15 protein-coding genes are annotated in these 17,721 nt (G+C 37.1%); 2 read left to right on the forward strand and 13 right to left on the reverse strand.

What is annotated here, in order from left to right; all coding sequences use genetic code 11:
- Nucleotides 1-29: 29 nt before the first annotated feature.
- On the forward strand, nt 30-578 hold the full coding sequence (locus tag ACLBWE_RS18495; RefSeq protein ID WP_045437523.1) for an NUDIX hydrolase: 549 nt from the start codon (nt 30-32) through the stop codon (nt 576-578).
- A gap of 55 nt (nt 579-633) precedes the next feature.
- On the opposite strand, the gene filF is transcribed toward ACLBWE_RS18495, so the two are convergent.
- The 6 genes from filF to filA all read right to left on the reverse strand — a co-directional run bounded on the left by filF (nt 634) and on the right by filA (nt 8,844).
- Nucleotides 634-2,643, reverse strand: a complete 2,010-nt coding sequence (gene filF, locus ACLBWE_RS18500) for a putative pilus system protein FilF (RefSeq protein WP_447604238.1) — start codon at nt 2,641-2,643, stop codon at nt 634-636.
- A gap of 13 nt (nt 2,644-2,656) precedes the next feature.
- Nucleotides 2,657-3,916, reverse strand: coding sequence for a putative pilus assembly protein FilE (gene filE / locus ACLBWE_RS18505; RefSeq protein ID WP_447604234.1), 1,260 nt, complete (start codon nt 3,914-3,916; stop codon nt 2,657-2,659).
- A 17-nt stretch (nt 3,917-3,933) separates the two neighbouring features.
- The gene (filD, locus tag ACLBWE_RS18510) at nt 3,934-5,598 is read right to left on the reverse strand and encodes a putative pilus system OmpP1/FadL family transporter FilD (protein WP_347018890.1); all 1,665 of its coding nucleotides are present in this window, start codon (nt 5,596-5,598) and stop codon (nt 3,934-3,936) included.
- 12 nt (nt 5,599-5,610) lie between these two features.
- Nucleotides 5,611-6,801: a putative pilus system protein FilC gene (gene filC / locus ACLBWE_RS18515; RefSeq protein WP_348951743.1), complete on the reverse strand. Its 1,191-nt coding sequence runs from the start codon at nt 6,799-6,801 to the stop codon at nt 5,611-5,613.
- Between the two features lie 45 nt (nt 6,802-6,846).
- Nucleotides 6,847-7,680: a putative pilus system C39 family peptidase FilB gene (gene filB, locus ACLBWE_RS18520; protein ID WP_347018892.1), complete on the reverse strand. Its 834-nt coding sequence runs from the start codon at nt 7,678-7,680 to the stop codon at nt 6,847-6,849.
- A gap of 312 nt (nt 7,681-7,992) precedes the next feature.
- Nucleotides 7,993-8,844 carry a putative pilus system protein FilA gene (filA, locus tag ACLBWE_RS18525; protein WP_199991567.1) on the reverse strand — a complete coding sequence of 284 codons (852 nt, stop codon included), beginning with the start codon at nt 8,842-8,844 and terminating at the stop codon, nt 7,993-7,995.
- A 356-nt stretch (nt 8,845-9,200) separates the two neighbouring features.
- On the opposite strand from filA, the gene ACLBWE_RS18530 reads away from it, so the two are divergent.
- Complete coding sequence (locus ACLBWE_RS18530; protein WP_447604235.1) at nt 9,201-10,559, forward strand: anthranilate synthase component I family protein; 1,359 nt, start codon at nt 9,201-9,203, stop codon at nt 10,557-10,559.
- A gap of 3 nt (nt 10,560-10,562) precedes the next feature.
- Here ACLBWE_RS18530 and hisC read toward each other — a convergent pair whose 3' ends face one another.
- The 7 genes from hisC to ACLBWE_RS18565 all read right to left on the reverse strand — a co-directional run bounded on the left by hisC (nt 10,563) and on the right by ACLBWE_RS18565 (nt 17,404).
- Complete coding sequence (hisC, locus tag ACLBWE_RS18535) at nt 10,563-11,648, reverse strand: histidinol-phosphate transaminase (RefSeq protein ID WP_348952013.1); 1,086 nt, start codon at nt 11,646-11,648, stop codon at nt 10,563-10,565.
- A gap of 68 nt (nt 11,649-11,716) precedes the next feature.
- A complete protein-coding gene (gene hisD, locus ACLBWE_RS18540; RefSeq protein ID WP_348952015.1) occupies nt 11,717-13,006 on the reverse strand; it encodes a histidinol dehydrogenase in 1,290 nt (429 codons plus the stop codon).
- A 106-nt stretch (nt 13,007-13,112) separates the two neighbouring features.
- The gene (gene hisG, locus ACLBWE_RS18545) at nt 13,113-13,796 is read right to left on the reverse strand and encodes an ATP phosphoribosyltransferase (protein ID WP_003655841.1); all 684 of its coding nucleotides are present in this window, start codon (nt 13,794-13,796) and stop codon (nt 13,113-13,115) included.
- Entirely contained in the window at nt 13,796-15,052 is a 1,257-nt protein-coding gene (gene murA / locus ACLBWE_RS18550) for a UDP-N-acetylglucosamine 1-carboxyvinyltransferase (protein WP_092711078.1), read from the reverse strand. The genes hisG and murA overlap by 1 nt, the downstream gene beginning before the upstream one ends.
- 6 nt (nt 15,053-15,058) lie before the next feature.
- Entirely contained in the window at nt 15,059-15,310 is a 252-nt protein-coding gene (gene ibaG / locus ACLBWE_RS18555) for a BolA family iron metabolism protein IbaG (RefSeq protein ID WP_004794487.1), read from the reverse strand.
- A 138-nt stretch (nt 15,311-15,448) separates the two neighbouring features.
- Nucleotides 15,449-15,787 carry a ribosome hibernation-promoting factor, HPF/YfiA family gene (gene hpf, locus ACLBWE_RS18560; protein ID WP_004641296.1) on the reverse strand — a complete coding sequence of 113 codons (339 nt, stop codon included), beginning with the start codon at nt 15,785-15,787 and terminating at the stop codon, nt 15,449-15,451.
- Nucleotides 15,788-15,955: 168 nt separating this feature from the next.
- Nucleotides 15,956-17,404 carry an RNA polymerase factor sigma-54 gene (locus ACLBWE_RS18565; protein WP_348952020.1) on the reverse strand — a complete coding sequence of 483 codons (1,449 nt, stop codon included), beginning with the start codon at nt 17,402-17,404 and terminating at the stop codon, nt 15,956-15,958.
- Nucleotides 17,405-17,721: the final 317 nt, after the last annotated feature.

Consider the following 17,721-nt stretch of genomic DNA (forward strand, 5'->3'; position numbering starts at 1 on the left):
CTGAGGCATCTCTATACTCGATGATAATTATGAGTTTCTGTGTAGCGTGTGGGCATAAAACCGAACAAAAAATTCCTTTAGGTGATCATAAAGTACGCCGTGTTTGTACTCATTGTGGCAATATTCATTATGAAAATCCCAAAGTAATCTGCGGTGCCTTAGCGTTATGGGAAGACAAAGTATTACTCTGTCGTCGTGCGATTGAACCTCGTTATGGTTTATGGACTTTACCTGCTGGTTATATGGAATTGTTCGAGACCATGGAACAAGGTGCAGCACGCGAAACTCGCGAAGAAGCAGAAGCCGAGATAGAAATAGAACAACTGTATTGTATGTACAATATTCCGCGTATTGGTCAAATTTATGTACTTTTCAAAGCACAGCTGAAAGATGGAATTTTTGGTGCAGGTGAAGAAAGCATTGAGAGTCGTCTGTTTGAAGAGCATGAAATTCCATGGGGCGAACTTGCCTTTCCTAGCGTTGAACATACACTAAGACATTATTTTGAAGACCGTAAACAACAAGTTTTCCCAACCCATCTTGAAACTTTGGGCACTCGTTTAGACCATACCGGTTAATCAATTAAACAAATAAAAAAGACCGCATAGCGGTCTTTTTTATTTGTTTAATATTTTAAGATTTAGTTTTAATCGCATTACAAGCTGAAATAGATTGATCCGCCAGTTTAATCGTTACGGTACCAATCATGCGTTGAGCCAAAGCTTTTTCAGCATCGGTTGGTGCCGGACTAATATCCTTAATATTATTATAAACAGCCTGATAATAAGCGTGTAAGTTAATCCAATTCACTGTCGTATTTTCAAATGTACTCAAATTAATACTATTACCCGTATTTTGACCGGCTAATAGATTGAAAATATTAATCTTAGCACCACTCACTGAAATCGAATCATCTATATTATCTTCTATATCAGAATCCTGTTTCACTATAGAATTAAGTCCCATCATAATCCCATTAAGGTTACCTAACTGAGGATTTGATAAAATCATACGAACTGTAATCGAACTATCATTATCTGAAGATTGTGTACCGCCTGTAGTCCCGATCCGATATTGTTGAATACCATTACTATCAATCAGACTACTATCTGCTACTGTCGCACATTGGCCTGATTTGTCGGTATCAGTTGCATTTGGCTTAATATCTGTACGAATATCACCATACTGATCAACCACAATGCCCAAATCAATTGGAGCAAGTCCTGCTGTATTAAACTTAAAAGTTAAAGTTGCATACAATGGGAATACATAACGCTGGCCAGAGCTCACATTTTTCGATGTTTTAAAAATAGATTTTCCTAAATAACTTACTGGATTTGCTTTTAAAATATCTAAAGAACCATTATAACTTTCCGTACCTACAGCTTGACGCCACAAACCATAATGTTGTGCATTTCCAGCAGTAGTTGTACGTGTTAACTGTTTATAAAAACCTTCGTTCCCAGCTACAGCATATTCATTAACGAGTTTACCTTGATAAATTTGTAAATCATTATTCGCGTTACTGTCTATACTTAAACGTAGTGGCTGACTAGACTGAATTTCTTTGGTAATTGGACTCAACCATCCTCTTTGTCCTGAAGCAACCATCTGTACAGGTTTTGCTTTGGTCAATAAAATAATGGCAGGCAACACACCTAAAACATTACCTTTATCATCTTTGGAAAGAGTGGCATCCCCTCGCCATTGTAAACCGTAACCAAACCCATAGCCTTGACGGTCTGTAAGCAAGAACATATTGCCCATCATGTGACGTAAATTACTTGAAGAGGTGCTAAAGCAATTAGTTAAAGATGTCTGATTGCAACCATAAAAACCCAGTGGAAGAGGTGCTGGTAGATTATTAATCCCAGCATATATTGCTTCATTTGCTTGATATAATGCAGCATTAGCGATATTTGTTGATTGAACCAGCAACTCGTAAGCTTGGTCATCAGAAACTTTGCTTACATCTAACCAAGGTTTTAAGATGGTTGCATATTGACCACTTTTCCATTCAGCTACTGTCACATCTTGTGTCAAACTGCTCAGTAAGTCTTTCTTATCTTGAGTAAATTGAGTTGGCTGTAAATCACCAATCACGTTATCGCCACGTTCAATACCAATACTCTGAAATAACTTAATTAAAGCCATTGCAACTTTAATCGTTGGATCAGTATTGCTCATGGAAGTTGGAGTCTGACCAGTTAATGCTGTAGCCATATCTAATACAGTTAAATGTACAGTCCCATACTTACCAAGTGAATCAAGCTTTATCGTTCCTAAAGAGATCTTACGCGCATTACTTCCTTGCAAATAAAGTGATATCGTTTCATCTGACCTACCACTACTAATACTACAAGCGCCTCCAACCGAGTTACGGTCTAGTTTTGTAATGTAATGCTGATTAGGAGATAAACTACAATCAAAATTTAGGCCAGCAATTGGATAATCCAGTTCAAAGTTTAAACAAGATTCATCTGAAATATTAGCTGCTTTACAAGCTAAATTGGTGGTTGGAATACCACCCCCTCCTTGTGTAGGATCTTCGTTAATTGTTGAACCGCCACCACCACAACCATTTAAGAAGATTGCCAGTGTGGATAATGCAAAAGGTAATAAAATTTTGTTACTCATCATAATTCCTAATTTATTTTTAACGTAATACTGAAATTTTAATTTGTCCCTGATTCGATAGCTCTTGATCCGGCATGTCCACAGCAGAAGATAAAGGCGTCAACATTATATAATAAGACCGATCAGGTACTTGTAAAACACCTGAAATCGATGCATGTTGTAAAATTGTCGCAGGATATGCCTTACTCTTAAAACCACTGGCTCCTTCTAAAACACAACCCTTTTCATCTAAAAAGACTGCGAGTGGCCAATAATATACTGGCTTTTCATTGGATGTAGCATAAGATGCTACCTGTACATTCTTAATAGGTGAATCTATTTTTACAACTTCGTATTCAAACTTCTCTTTGAGCGGTTTTCTTGGCCATAAACCAACTTCTTTATTCCGGCTTAATTTTTTAATTGACTTATTATCATCTTTAATAAAGCACATATCATTTTCAAAAGTGCTTGCTAACTCTTGGTGTGAAAGACGTACATAAGTAGGAGCCAGCACAACAGAAGAGACTTGATCTTCTCGTGACCGATTTAATACATTATCAAGAATAGACTGACTAACACCTTTTTTACGTTCAATAGACTCCGTACGACCTAAGCCATCTGGCATAATATAAAAACGTTTTTTACCTTCAAGGTTAAACTCTTGTTTCTCTAGGTATTCATTATTAACGTATTCAACACCATTAATTGTAATGTAATTCTTCTCATCCTTTTTTTGTGTTAGTCCTGATGGAGTAACTATATCCTTAGTCGAGGATGGAACTGGATTTGACTTTACTTTGTCTTCAGCTGCTTGTTTGAGAGCAGAATCCTTGATTATTATTTTTTCTTTACTACTACCCAAACCAAACTTTTTCTCAATGGCTTCAGGCTTTTCTGTACCTTTTTTTGTCTGTGTTGAAACCGCAGATTTAGTGTTAGTTGATGCAGTTGATGCAGTTGATGCAGTTGATGCAGTTGATGCAGTTGATGCAGTTGATGCAGTTGATGCAGTTGATGCAGTTGATGCAGTATTAGACAATTTTGATACTGTGTTAGGCAATGGTGTTAATTTTTGAGTTGCTTCAGGTAAAACCATTTCTTCTGAATGATTTACCTTTACATCTGGACGAGCTAATACTTTAGACGGTGAGTCCACCACCTGCTCTACCCTTTTGCTCGGCACAATCATTGGGCGACCATCTGGACCAATAATCGTATAAAAACCATCTGCATAAACAGCAGAGTTAACTGCTATTGCAACAAAAAAAGTCGCAATAGCAAGTCTAGACCGAGACATCCGTTCGCAATGTAATTTTACCATTTTGTTCTATAATTTAAACCGAGCACTGTAACTTTGGTATTGGTTTTAACGTCTAAGCCTGCATAAGGATTTAACAGGATATTATCAACACCACATTTGTTCGATAGGCTACTCGTACAGGCGGGAATATTATCTCGACTCCGTAAAAAACCAATCGAAAGATCCAGATCTGTATCTGCATCAAATCGGTATCCAACACCTAAGCCAAATAATTGCGCATTATTAATTGGAATCATTGTATTACGTTTATCGTTGGGAATAGCGCTAGCACGAGGCTCATAACCAGCGCGCAATTTTAAACGATCCGTTGCTGAATATTCTAAACCAATGCCCCAGCTCCATGGGGAAGTAAACTTCAAAGGTAAAGCCAAAGAAGCATCCGACACATCATTCGATAAAAGTTTGGCAACTTTTAATAAAGTAATCTGCCTATCAAATTCAAATTTAAACTTATCCCACGCAGCATAGTCAGTCCAACCTACATCAAAGTTAACTTGTAAATCGGGTAATACTTTATATTTAATACCTGCCTGAAAATGTGCTGGATATTCAAGATCCATTGCGACCAACCCAGACTCAGAATTTGGCACGTTCCCTGGTAGCCCAAGAATAGCTGCTAGAACCTGACCTGTAGCTGATGAGTTTAACCCCTTAATCAACTCTTGAGGAGCTCTGGCATTATTAATCAGATATTTCCCTTTCATACGCATTTTGGCAGCACTTTGATAGACCATACCAAGGCCAAAATCATCCGTTGGCTCCCAAAGCAATCCTAAGTTATAACTAGGACTTAAAGATTGCTCCATTGAGACTTGAAGTGATCCCATTTTATTAAAGGGATTCATACCTTCTTGGGTATTACATAGACCAAATAACAATAGATTGGTAATCATATCGTTATTGTCTTTAAACGGTCCACATACTACGTCATCAACCATACGCAATACCCCAATCATTTCGTTGGGAAATCGCAAATCTGTTTTCATAGCAAGGGCGTTATATGACATGCCAATAGATGCACCAACAGATAAATGGTCATTTACTTGATAGCCAAAAGATGGAGACAAATAAGTAATACGCTCCACAGCCACCTGTTGCCCCATATAGTTGCCAGCATTACCATTTTCAGCACCAAAACCTGCAATTAAAGGTGCATAAATTGCAGTAGCATAGGTCAGCTTTGAACCTGGAGGTTTGTAGGCAATCCCCGCGGTAGGTGCAACGAGTGGATAACCAGCACCCAGATCAACCATTTTCTTAAGAATCGGTATATATAAGCTGGCATATTCAACATCCCCTCGTACAGGACCCTTAAAATCGGTACAAATATTGGCAGTAACTTCAGGACCATCATTACAAACAAGAGGATCATCTGAATAGCCAAACACGTTATAACCAGGAGGTGCTGAATACTCACGCTGAATATCGAAATTAGCTAAAATTCCTTGCACATCAGTTTGCAACCCATCAATCTTAGCTAAAGCTGCAGGGTTAAAGTGAACTGCACTAATACCAGGTGGATCTGCAGTTACAGCATTCCCCATCGATAGTGAACGAATATCAACAGCTAAGTTTTGTCCTAATTGAGCATTGGCAAAGCTAGAAAAACCGGAGATAACAATTGCCGCCGTTAAAGGACATAATTTAGGATATTTCACCTGCATATCTCCTTATTTGGTTTTTTTGCCAAAACCTATAAAATCCAGCGGGAAAGATAGACCAAGTGAAACATCTGGTGCATCTTCTGTTAAACCAATACCCACAGTACCATTGACAATTGTTTCAGGAGAAACACGTACACCTAAAGCAAAAGACAACATCGCACTACTTTGGTCTGGCGATTTATATGATTCACCGTTATCAAACTGGAACTCGGCATCCATGTTAAAACTTTGTTGATATGACATAGTTAAAGACACATCATAGTTAAATGAATACGCAAACCCGAACGAGAAACCACCACTAATACCCGGATCAAAGCTCTCTAGATAACGAGGTCCTTTAGCTCCACTACCACGCGCCTGATTTAAACCTGTTTCTTTAAAACCATAATTGGCAGAGGCTGAAGCAAATAAAACCACAGGATCGATATATTTACGAGTACTTGCCCCGATTCCAGCAGAGTAATAACCTTTACCTGTTGAAAGCTCATCCAAACCGATTTCGTAAGGACTATCTCCAGTTTTTGATGAAAGGTTACCGAATAATACTAATGGCAAACGACCTTGCTTTAACGGGAAAGGCTCCCAGCGAGCTCCTAAAGAAATATCACCTAAACCAGCTGCGGTTGTATCTCTAACAATTTCAGACTTTGCAACGAAAGGAACAGTTGCAGATAATGTTAAGTTATCTAATACACCGTATTGAAAAGTAAAACTATTCGTTAAAGTATGGTTTGCATCTTCTTCAATACGTAAACGATTTAATTGAGATGAATTATCTGCTAAAGCTAAATCAATTCTGGTATCACGATAATAGGTATAATCAAGATCATAATATGCAGAAATCACACCTTGTTTAATTAAGGAATACTGGCGCTCATTTGAAGTAAACACTTCTTGCAAATTTGTTTCTTGGGTCGCATCACCTTCTTTTTTCTGTAAGGCAGTCGCGGCTTGATCAGCTCCAGTATTTGCAGGTGCAGTAGCAGATTCTGGAGTTGCAACTTCGATAGTCGGCGCCGAACTCGTTTCTTGAGCTGAACCTATCGCTGGTGTTACCTCTGCTGTTGTACTCGCTTCAGAAATAACTGCAGTATTTTGTGCTTCTGTTTGTGCAACTTGATCAGCTGCATAGAGTGTACTTGTAATGGCGCTCATACTTAATGCCAACACACTCATATTCATCCATCGATTATTCATATTTCTTCCCACCCAATGTATTTATTTTACTTAGTTCATATTTGATTATTTACGCTTATAGTAAAGACGCATATAGGTTTCTATTGGCTGATTATAGGTTGCAGAATTTGGGTCTTTATCTAGCACCCGTCTCATAGTGGAAGCTTTATTTGCTAAACGGTCATAATTAAATGTTGGATATTGCACATCCACAAAGGCATAACGGTTAACAGTTGCATCTTCCACATGGCGCATATCTGAATCTTTTAGGGCCAATAAGTCTTTACGTTGAGCTTCAGGGACAGAAACAACAAATAATGTATTATTATCCCAAACCTCTTTAAAGCGATTTTCATCAAAGCTGATATTCCCTAATGCAGGGTCAGCAACATAGACTCGTCCATCTTTATAAGCTTTATATACGACAAAATGCTTAAAACCAGCATAAGAAATTGGAACAATCGCAGGCTGTCCAAGATTGACTAAATCTGAAAACTCGCCACGATATCCCCCACTATCCAAACCAATAGCAGTTACAAAGCGCTTCATATCAAGTAGTGAGAAACTTCGGCGTTCAATAATCCGCTGATATTCACCATACTGTAGCAAGCCGCTCATGGTTTGCTGCTCAGTCAAGCTGGTGCCCACATAACCATTTAGAAGTGTAGTAAGAGCGGCTGAACCACAGCTATAGTCATATGCCTGCCTAACAATTCCACGAAACTGGTCTTCTACAGCAGGTTTAATCCTAACTGGTTCAATATGATTACGGCGAAAAGATAAATTACGTGAATCGGCAGTCTCTGTGTAATAAACAGTTCCTGGTGGTTTTTTTTCTATTTCGAAGGCTTCTGTCGCAAAGTAATACATCAATGCTGAGCCTAAAACTATCTCTAACATAAGCACTTGGTCTAAATGGTGGCCTAACCGGCCTTATTCATTTTATTCTTAGAGCAATAGCTCTACATCCCTGTGTTTTGAAGATACCTTTTTTTTTTGTAAAAAACAGCTTTTTTTTAATTTTTTTGATGAATGTATAGTTCTACTCCAACTAAACTGTTAATTAACTCTCATTTTTGAACATTGGTCTTTCTAATATATAAATTATTCATATAATAATTTATATTAAATAACTATATAAAATTATTTCAATTCTCATTCAATAAAAAAAGCGCGTATAAAACGCGCTTTTTTTAATTTTAAACTTTTAAATTAGTGACCAGAAATTGTAATTGTAGAAGTACCTACATTTAAACCTTGAATTTCAACGTCACCAATTGAAGCATTAGCAGCAGCACCTAAATGTACACCTTGTACATAAACATTCATGCCTTGCGCACTATTATTTTGGATTTTCAAGCCAGTTGGTACAACTGAAATATTAGCATCAACATCTAAGTTACCAGTTGTGTTACCCGCACCACGAACCATAACTTTATCTAAGAAGATCTCACCACCACCTGCAGCATCTTTAATACCGAAGTTAGATAGTGTTAAACCACCTTGTAAAGCAGAGTTCACTTTAATCATCGCACCTTGTGGAGTAGAACCTAATTGTACGTTTGCTGAAATCGCACCTAAAGACAAGTCTAAACCAGAGATAATTTCAGTTGGAGCAGTTTCAGTAATTCCACGTACAGCAGTCGTTGTATTTAATGTGCCTGAAGTACCAACACCAATAGAGCCAACACTTACATTAACAGCGCCTACATTTGCCGCGACGTTTAAAAACGCGCCGTTTGTACCTGAAGCACCAACGCTATCAATTTTAAGATCTAGCAAATTAGCAGTTGGATCTACTTGTGTAACACTTACTCCGCTGATTACAATCGCACCCGCAGTCGCTGCAGCACCCGTAATACCTGTAGTAGGGTTTAAACCATCATTATCATGAACAATTAATTTATCGACAGAGATACCGCCAGAACCTAAAGCGATACCGATGTTAATACCATCTTGACCTGTAGCAGCACTAAGCGCAGCATCGTCCATTGACTGCATTGCCATTGCATTTGCGCTGATAGCTAAAGAAGAAACTAAAGCAAGTTTAGTGAACATTTTCATTGAGCACTCTCCCAAGAGCATTTATTTTTTGACTTTAACCACTCTCATTGTCTCAAGTTGCATTTTTCTTTATATAGCAACCGAAACTTCCAATCCTTGAGTAGTTTTGCTTAGCAATTACTAAATTACATCTACGTTACTTTTTGTTCAACTAGTGTTGTGCATTTTTTGCCAACTACCCGACAAACGGTACGCTCAATTTATTCCACTTTTAACTTCCAAATATCCCCCCAATCCCACAATCAAATTCGACTATTTTATCAGCGAAAAGCACCTCCCCTATAAGTCTTCTCCCTGACGATCCACAAGTTGTAGTAAACTAATATTTCCCTCATTAACTATTCTCTTATTCAAAAATGTCTCAGTTAAAGAAAAAAATCTCATTAAATGGTAAAAATGCTACCGAGATTTTAAAAAATTTACAAGGATTAACTGGGCTCATTTATTTAAATGACAATAACAATCCTATTATTGGCTTTCTTCCTCAACAATACATTCTTATTCAAAATAAAAATGATTTAGTTTTTCAGCGTCAAAATTTTAATGAATATAAAAATATATCAAAATCAAATCAGTTATTAGATTTTATTCAACTTAAAGAAAATAATTTAAAAGAAAATAAAGATAGCGAATCGATAACAAGTTTTAACGGTGGCTATATTGGTTTTATTAGTTATGATTTTGCTGCACATCAATTTATTAACGGTCAGAATCATATACAGCCATCTTTATTCTTAGGCCAATATCGTTCTTTTTTAAAATATATAGATAATGACTGGTATTTTTTTAGCGATGAAGAAAATGCTCTTGATCTCTTCACATATATTAAAAAAGAATTAGAGACTACTATTATCAATAATTCTAAAAATACATTTAAATTAAAGAATACTATTCAACCAAGATGGTCTAAAGAACAATATTTTGAAGCCTTTCATAAAATACAAGAATATATTAAAGCTGGCGATTGTTATCAAATTAATTTAACCCAAGAATTTAAAGCTAATTTTATAGGGTCGTTATTAAATAAAGCAGAAGATTTATGGAATCTTACTAATGCACCATATGCAGGTTATTTAAAATTAGATCAATTTGAGTTATTAAGTTGTTCCCCTGAGCTTTTCATTGAGTTCAATCAAAATAAACAAATCAAGACCAGACCGATTAAGGGAACTATGCCTCGATATGAGAATATCGAAAAAGATTTTATTTCTAAACAAACTTTGAAAAACTCGCAAAAAGATCAGGCAGAGAATGTCATGATTGTTGATTTATTACGTAATGATTTGAGCATTTATGCCAATACAGGCTCTGTAAAAACAACACAATTATTCGAGATTGAAAGTTTTAATCAAGTCCATCATATGGTCAGTGAGATTGTTGCGACTCTTAAAGATGATATCAACCCTATGCAAATGTTGCTCTCTGCTTTACCGGGAGGATCAATTACAGGGGCTCCAAAAATTCGGGCAATGCAAATTATTGAAGAATTAGAAGAAGAAGCAAGAGGTGCATATTGCGGGACATTAGGTTACTTCAATTTTGATGGAACCGGTCGCTGGAATATTCTTATCCGCAGCTTTCAACAATATCAGAATCAGCTCTCTTTATGGGCGGGTGGTGGTATTACGATTGCCTCAAATGCAGAAGCAGAATATCAAGAAAGCCTTGATAAAATCTCTGCTATGCTGAACTTGATGAACAGCACAGCAGATTAAAACTTAAAGAATATCTTGTTTTAACGTTTGCACTAAACGCATATTCTGCTCATCCGTACCCACTGTAATACGCAAAAATTGATTAATACGAGGCTTATTGAAATAACGCACAATAATACCTTGTTCACGTAATTGCTGTGCGAGTTGACCCGCATCATGGACTGAGTGTGAAGCAAAAATAAAGTTCGCTTTAGAAGGTAAAACTTTAAAGCCCAAAGCAGTTAAGTCATCTACCAGCTTTTCACGACTAGAAATAACTCTCTGAAGTTGCTCTTCAAAATAAGCCTGATCTTCAAAAGAAGCTACCGCGGCTGCAATTGCAAAACGGTCAATAGGATATGAGTTAAAACTATTTTTGACAGCTTCAAGCGCTGCAATTAAATGTGGCTGAGCGATTGCAAAACCAACGCGCAAACCAGCTAATGAACGAGACTTCGAAGTTGTTTGACAAACAACTAAATTCTCATAGCGATTTACAAGACCAACTGCGGATTCTGCTCCAAAATCAACATAAGCCTCATCGATCACCACCACCCGATCTGGATTTGCTTTTAAGATTTGCTCGATATCAGGCAAACCCATTGCAATACTGGTTGGTGCATTAGGGTTTGTAATAACAATCCCGCCATTTGGTTGTATATAGTCCTTAGCTTCTATCTCGAAATTCTCATTAAGTGGAATTTCTTTAATTTTTGTTCCAAAGAACTGACTATAAACTGGATAAAAACTATAAGTAATATCCGGATAAAGAATAGGTTCGTCTTGAAGGAAAAATGCTTTAAAAATATGAGCAAGTACTTCGTCCGAGCCATTACCAACAAAAACTTGAGAAATCTCAATATTCTGTTGCTTAGCAATTGCTTGCTTTAAAGCTGTAGCATCTGGGTCTGGATATAAACGCAATGCATCAGCTTGCTGAGTTAAAACAGCTTGAACTGCTTCAACTACTTTTGGTGATGGCGGATATGGATTTTCATTCGTATTAAGCTTCAATAAATTCTGAATTTTAGGTTGTTCACCAGGAACATAAGGCTCTAATTCACGAACTTCTGGACTCCAAAAGCGCATTTGTGCTGTAGATAAAGTCATGGTCTTATCTCAAAAAGGGCTGAAAATCAGCCCTGAGTAATAATTAAAAAACTACTAGGTTTATAAGCTTATTGATAACGATAGCGTGCTGAGCGTGCATGGGCATCTAAGTTCTCTTGGACAGCTAATATGTCGGCTGTTTTAGCTAACGTTTTAACGCCATCTTTCGAGCACATAATCAGGCTGGAGCGTTTTTGAAAATCATAAACGCCTAATGGAGAAGAAAAACGAGCAGTTCCAGATGTTGGCAATACATGGTTTGGGCCCGCACAATAATCACCGATTGCTTCAGGCGTATAACGCCCTATGAAAATTGCTCCTGCATGACGAATATCTTCGCTCATGGCTTCTGCATCATCTAGGCACAGCTCCAAATGCTCAGGTGCAACCTGATTAATCAACTCAATTGCTTCTGCACGATTCTTCACTAATACCAAAGCACCACGGTTTTCAATTGAAGTTCGCGCAATGTCTGCCTTTGGCAATTCATTTAAATGCTTTTCAATTGCCAACTCTACTGCATTAAGTAAAGCTTCATCTGGAGTTATAAAAATAGCTTGAGCAACTGTGTCATGTTCAGCCTGAGATAAAACATCCATAGCTAACCAATCTGCATTATTCTCACCTTCTGCATATACTAAAATTTCAGAAGGTCCAGCAATCATATCGATACCAACTTGACCAAATACAGCACGTTTAGCAGCTGCTACAAAACGATTCCCTGGACCAGTAATTTTATCTACTGATGGAATTGTCTGTGTCCCATAAGCCAAAGCTGCTACAGCCTGCGCACCACCAATGGTAAACACTCGGCTGACTCCCGCAAGATAAGCTGCTGCCAGAACTAATGGATTTAATTCACCATTCGGTGCTGGAACAACCATAATAATTTCAGGTACACCCGCAACATGAGCTGGTACAGCATTCATTAGAACTGAAGATGGATAAGATGCCAGTCCACCAGGAACATAAATACCGACACGGTCTAAAGGCGTAACTTTTTGTCCTAGTGTATTGCCCAAGTCATCTATATAAGTCCAGCTATCTTGTTTCTGAGCTTCATGAAATGTACGAATACGCTTTGCTGCTAACTCTAGAGCATCACGAATTTCTGGGCTTAAATTATCAAAAGCAGTTTTAAGTTGTTCTTGAGATAATTCTAAATCTGAAAATTGATGCGCAGGATGTCGATCGAACTGTTGAGTAAGCTTTAAAACATGATCATCACCATGCTGACGAACATCAGCAATAATTTGATCTACTGTTTGCACTAAATTAAGATCATTCACGGTTTCAAATGCTAAAAGCTCAGCAAAAACCTGTTTGAAGTTCTGATCTTGAGTCGATAAACGTCGCATCAATTTACCCACAAGGCGAAAAAGAAAAAGTAAGTTTACTCTTTTTCTAAGCGCTTGTGGGCATCATCTGGCTTAACTATTGCAAAAGCATGATGGGAAATTGCTTTTAACGCGATTGAACAGCTTGTTCAAGCTGTGAAATGATTGGATTTAACAAAGTTTGTTTACGTTTAAAACTGGCTTTATTTACAATTAATCGAGAAGATACTTTACAAATCTCTTCTAATGGCTCAAGACCATTCGCTCTTAAAGTATTGCCCGTATCGACCACATCTACAATGTAATCACCTAAACCAACCAAAGGTGCCAGCTCCATAGAACCATAGAGCTTAATAACATCAACCTGCTCACCTAAGCTTGCATAATATTGACGTGTAAGATTGACATATTTCGTGGCAATTTTTAAACGACCCTTTGGATGCTCCATGCCTACTTTACCAGCAGTCATTAACTTACATTTAGCAATTTGCAAGTCAAGTAACTCATAGACATGCTGAGCACCATGTTCCATCAACACATCTTTACCTGCTACACCTATATCTGCTGCACCATTTTCTACATAGGTCGGTACATCAGATGCACGTAAAATTAAAATACGTACTTGCTTATGCGTAGTAGGAAAAATGAGCTTACGAGACTTTTCCGGATCTTCGAGCAAATTAATACCCGCTGTAGCCAATAAAGGTAACGTCTCTTTTAAAATACGCCCTTTACTTAATGCCAAGGTCAAACCATGATCAAAATTACCCATTACATCGAAATTAGGATCATCGTTTCTTACATCATTCATTAACTTACTCGCTTAATTTTGGCACCTAAACCTTGAAGCTTCTCTTCGACATGTTCATAACCACGGTCAATATGGTAGATACGATCAATTAATGTATCTCCCTCTGCAACTAAAGCAGCTAGAACTAAAGAGAATGAAGCACGTAAATCTGTTGCCATAACAGGCGCTGCCTGTAAGGTTTCAACTCCTGTTACGACAGCATCGTGACCTTCCACCTGAATATTAGCGCCCATTCGTGACAACTCAGGAACATGCATAAAACGATTTTCAAAGATCGTTTCAGAGATTGTCGCGAATCCACGGCCAATAACATTTACTGCCATCAATTGTGCTTGCATATCAGTTGGGAATTCTGGATGTGGCAAAGTTCTAAAACTTACAGCTTTAGGACGTTTACCCATCATATCAAGTTCAATCCAGTCATCCCCACGAGTGACTTCAGCACCCATTTCTTCAAACTTATCTAGAACAGACTCAAGCAATGCCGGATCCGTATGAGTTGTTTTTATACGTCCACCCGTAATTGCAGCAGCAGCTAAATAAGAACCTGTTTCAATACGATCAGCAACAACGGCATATTCACAGCCATGTAAACTTTCTACGCCAGTTACAACAAGAGTATCTGTATCAAGACCTTCAATCTTTGCGCCCATTTTAATTAACATTTGAGCAAGGTCAGTAATCTCAGGTTCACGTGCTGCATTACGAATAGTTGTAACACCGTCTGCCAATGCTGCTGCCATTAAGATGTTTTCGGTACCGCCAACAGTCACCATATCAAAAACAACTTCACCACCTTTTAAGCGACCATCAACAGAAGCATGGACATAACCATTTTCAACTTCAATATGTGCACCCAAAGCTTCTAAAGCTTTTAAATGCTGGTCCACAGGTCTTGAACCAATCGCACAACCACCTGGTAAAGAAACTTTAGCATTACCATAACGTGCTAATAATGGTCCTAAAACCAAAATTGAGGCACGCATTGTTTTTACTAGTTCATAAGGTGCAAACTGATTATCTAAAGTAGAGGTATCTGCTTTTACTGTGTCATTTTCATAGCCAATCGTTACCCCTAATCCACCAATTAGCTTTACCAAAGTATTAACATCTTTAAGATTTGGAACATTGGTTATTGTAATTGGAGAGTCTGCAAGAATAGTTGCAGCAAGTAAGGGTAAAGCCGCATTTTTAGCACCAGAAATGCGCACTTCACCTTCGAGCTTAACACCACCCGTGATTAAAAATTTATCCATTAATATTTAAGCTCCGAAAAGGCTTGCTTTACGCCATTCATCTTTGGTCATTGCACGAATTGTTACCGCGTGAACTTCCCCACTTGCAATATAAGTATTTAATGGTGCATAAACTAACTGTTGACGAGCCACTGTACGCTTACCTTCAAATTGATCATCCACTATACGGAGGTCAAATTTTCCGGCCTGTCCGCTCACCGCCACTTCCGCTACAGGGAAAGCTTCTTTTAAAATTTGAGTGAGCTGTTCACTATTCATTGCAAAGACCTCTGACACAACCTAAGGGGTAAAACGGAGTATTTTACTATAACTTTTTCCAAGAATTCAGTACGTGTTTATATTTTATCAATAAAAAAGAGGCTATCTTTCAAGCCTCTCTTAACTTCAAAAAACTTATTAAACAGAAACAGTAACTTGCGAATAAGTACATTGCATTTTTCGATATCTTAATAATTGTCTTTTTAATTTTTCAGTCAATTTTTTAATTGAAGTATACATATCATCAGCAGTTGCCTGAGCAAACAACTCAATCCCCGGCAATCTTACAATAGCCTCTGCAACATGATTTGAACTGCCCTTATGAGAGCGCTTATCAATTTGATGATCTTTTGTTAATTTAATCTGCATACTGTTCACCTGATCTAGGTGTTTCGTTAATTGATTAAATTTTGATTTAATATTTTCTTCTATAGCTGGTGTAATTGCTAAATGATGACCACGAATCGTTATTTGCATAATTCTATCCCTCACCTTTTTTAGGTTATCTAAAGAAGAACTAAAACGATTTAATGTTATCAAAAAGATAAATTGGGACAATTAAACCATTTTAGCTACTCCTCTTGGTGAAATTGAAATTTCATTATTTCGTCATAATGAGTCTCTAGAATAGCCATACTTCAAAATTCAGATCAAGACTTTTCTTTCAGACGATGAAGGAATATGTAACGATTCTCGATATTTTGCGACAGTACGTCGCGCTACTTCAATCCCTTCATCTTTTAATAATGTAGCAATCACATTATCTGACAAGGGTTTACGTGGGTTTTCATTTGCTACAAGTTTTTTAATCATTGCACGAATTGCAGTAGAAGAAGCCTCCCCTCCGGCGGTAGTTCCTACATGGCTAGAGAAAAAATATTTCAACTCAAAAAGACCGCGTGGAGTAAGCATATACTTATTTGTTGTTACACGAGAAACTGTAGATTCATGCAATTCCACTTCTTCAGCAACATCTCGAAGAACCAACGGTTTCATTGCTTCAGCACCTATCTCCAAAAAAGATTTTTGATGCTCCACAATACAAGATGCTACTTTTAATAGCGTCTTATGTCTTTCATCAATGCTTTTAATAAAGTTTTTTGCCTCAAGCATCTGATTACGTAAATATAAATTGTCTTCACTTTGATCTGCTCTACGAATCATACTAGAGTAAAAACTATTAATTCTTAATTTAGGCAGCACATCTGGATTTAGTTGAACCTGCCAGTGTAAATCTTTTTTAGAAACCACCACATCTGGAATTTGATAGTCTGATTCTTCTTTATCAAAATCCATACCGGGATAGGGTTTTAATGTTTTTAAAAGATTGATTGCAAACTTCAATTGATCTTTCGTTAGGCCTGTCTGCTTGAGTAATTTATTTAGATCATTTGCTATTAAAAGTTCATAATATTGCAATAGGCTTTTTGCCTCGTTTAAATATTCAACGTCTTTCGATAAAAATTCGAGTTGTATCTTTAAACATTCTGCTAAATTACGCGAACCAATTCCTAATGGATCAAGTCTTTGAATATGTTTTAAAACAACTAAAACTTCATCTTCCTCTATCTCTTCCTCGATATCCATTTCATTCAATAATTGCTGTGATGCTAAAATGATTTCCTCTAATTCAGCATCCAAGAATCCTTTATCATCTAATGCATCAACAATACAGTAAGCAATTAATTGATCTATTTTAGAAAAGTGCAGAAGATTAACTTGTTCTAGAATATGTTCTTTTAAAGATAATTGAACTTGGCGATTATCCTCTCGCTCTTCAAATTCCGGAGTAGCCAAAGCCGTCGATTGATGAGTATAAATATCATCCCACTCTGTATCGACTGGTAAATCATCAGGTAAATGGTTTGCATTTAATTCAGTTGTTAAGTCATCTGAGTCTTTGCTTTCTAATGTAGACAGACTTTCTGTTAATGACTCTTCTTCTATTTTTTCAAGTAAAGGATTACTATCTAGTTGGATCTGAATTTCTTGTTCAAGCTCTAAACTAGAGAGTTGTAACAAACGAATTGCCTGCTGCAATTGAGGTGTTAACGATAGAGAATTCGCAACTTTCAACCCAACAGATAATTTCATATATTTTAAATTCCATAAAACAAGCAAAAATCATGCCTATTCAATATTTATAACATATAGTTTCTATTTATCATACATGTCAGTTTAAAATTTTCAGAAGAAAAAGTGGATTTTTTATTAAAAAGTCTTGCTACAGAATAACCTTATTTATCGATTAGATTTTTTGTTAATTAATTGATACTTACGTAGGCTTACTATTTCTAAATTCTTTATTCCTCTTTAGATTTTCCAGTCATAAAAAAACACCCTCAACTGTTAAGTTGAGGGTGTTTAGAATAATGAGCTGGCGATGACTTACTCTCACATGGGAAACCCCA

It is taken from the genome of Acinetobacter sp. M5A5_2a, from assembly GCF_053345265.1.

What these genes read in the sequence shown, in the direction of transcription:
- ACLBWE_RS18495 (WP_045437523.1), top strand. Translation starts at nt 30, where the DNA reads ATGAGTTTCTGTGTAGCGTGTGGGCATAAAACCGAACAAAAAATTCCT.
- filE (WP_447604234.1), bottom strand. Translation starts at nt 3,916, where the DNA reads ATGTCTCGGTCTAGACTTGCTATTGCGACTTTTTTTGTTGCAATAGCA.
- filC (WP_348951743.1), bottom strand. Translation starts at nt 6,801, where the DNA reads ATGAATAATCGATGGATGAATATGAGTGTGTTGGCATTAAGTATGAGC.
- filB (WP_347018892.1), bottom strand. Translation starts at nt 7,680, where the DNA reads ATGTTAGAGATAGTTTTAGGCTCAGCATTGATGTATTACTTTGCGACA.
- filA (WP_199991567.1), bottom strand. Translation starts at nt 8,844, where the DNA reads ATGAAAATGTTCACTAAACTTGCTTTAGTTTCTTCTTTAGCTATCAGC.
- ACLBWE_RS18530 (WP_447604235.1), top strand. Translation starts at nt 9,201, where the DNA reads ATGTCTCAGTTAAAGAAAAAAATCTCATTAAATGGTAAAAATGCTACC.
- hisC (WP_348952013.1), bottom strand. Translation starts at nt 11,648, where the DNA reads ATGACTTTATCTACAGCACAAATGCGCTTTTGGAGTCCAGAAGTTCGT.
- hisD (WP_348952015.1), bottom strand. Translation starts at nt 13,006, where the DNA reads ATGCGACGTTTATCGACTCAAGATCAGAACTTCAAACAGGTTTTTGCT.
- hisG (WP_003655841.1), bottom strand. Translation starts at nt 13,796, where the DNA reads ATGAATGATGTAAGAAACGATGATCCTAATTTCGATGTAATGGGTAAT.
- murA (WP_092711078.1), bottom strand. Translation starts at nt 15,052, where the DNA reads ATGGATAAATTTTTAATCACGGGTGGTGTTAAGCTCGAAGGTGAAGTG.
- ibaG (WP_004794487.1), bottom strand. Translation starts at nt 15,310, where the DNA reads ATGAATAGTGAACAGCTCACTCAAATTTTAAAAGAAGCTTTCCCTGTA.
- hpf (WP_004641296.1), bottom strand. Translation starts at nt 15,787, where the DNA reads ATGCAAATAACGATTCGTGGTCATCATTTAGCAATTACACCAGCTATA.
- ACLBWE_RS18565 (WP_348952020.1), bottom strand. Translation starts at nt 17,404, where the DNA reads ATGAAATTATCTGTTGGGTTGAAAGTTGCGAATTCTCTATCGTTAACA.